The organism is Gemmiger formicilis (assembly GCF_016901605.1).
Classification (GTDB): domain Bacteria; phylum Bacillota; class Clostridia; order Oscillospirales; family Ruminococcaceae; genus Gemmiger; species Gemmiger formicilis_B.
Genome location: NZ_JACJKP010000335.1, coordinates 1 through 981 on the forward strand (window position 1 = coordinate 1; position 981 = coordinate 981).

At 61.7% G+C, this 981-nt stretch carries 1 protein-coding gene; it reads left to right on the plus strand.

Features of this window, described 5'->3' with window-relative positions:
• Positions 1-981: hypothetical protein (locus H6B10_RS14680; protein ID WP_204652273.1), on the plus strand; the 981-nt coding region annotated here is incomplete at both ends.

Genomic DNA, 981 nt, shown 5'->3' on the forward strand with positions numbered 1-981 from the left:
ATTGCCACCGGTACCACCGGGGCGGACGGCACCTTTGTGTTCCAGAATCCCGACGGTACCCTGCTGAGCCTGAACAACCTGAAAAACGAGTACGGCGGTCCCGATGACACCGGCAAGTTTGTGCTGCAGGAAGTCAACGTTCCGGAAGGATACCGGCCGCCAGGCAGCATGCAGCTGTATTTTCCTGCCGATTACCCTGAACTGGCCACTCTGCTTTCGGCCAACCCGTGGGACACCGGCGCCTACGCCAGCCCCACCGTCACCGTTACCCTGCCCGAGACCCTGGAGGACCTGCAGGGCAACCGGTACGCCGCAGACTCCGGCACCTATTTTGCGGTGGTACTCAAGCGGCAGGACGCCGCCGGGGACGGCAGCAGCACCCAAAGCCAGTGGTATCCCGTATCCGGTGATCCCATCGCCGGCTGGGACGTAGCGGACACCACCGACATGAACGCCGTACTGCAGGCCGCCCGCGCCAACCCGTATCTCTTTGTTCTGGATAGCAGCGGTGCCTACAAAGACACCATCGACAACCTGCCCGGCGACATTCTTACCTATTATTACGTGCTGGCCACCAACGACCAGCTGACCGCCGACAACGCCCAGTACACCGTAGCTTTTTACCGTACCAGCGCCGACAACCTGACCGACGCCACTGCCGCCAATACCGTGCGTCTGAACGACGGGGAGATTATCAACGGGCAGACCTTCGACCGGGAATTTGCGGTACGGCTCTATGTCCCAAACATCAAGAACTATCTCTTTGTGCAAAAAGTGGCCGAAGACGGCTATACCCCGCTGAGCGGTGCCGTCTTTGGGCTGTACCGTGCCGCCGATGTGACCGACGGCGCTGTAAACCCGGGCGCCCAGCCTTACGATACCGTGACTACCCGGGATCAGACCCAGGACCAGGGCGACCTGATCACCCTGGGCGGCGCAGGCGTTTTCCCCAACACGCAGACGATTCTGCCCGCCGGGACC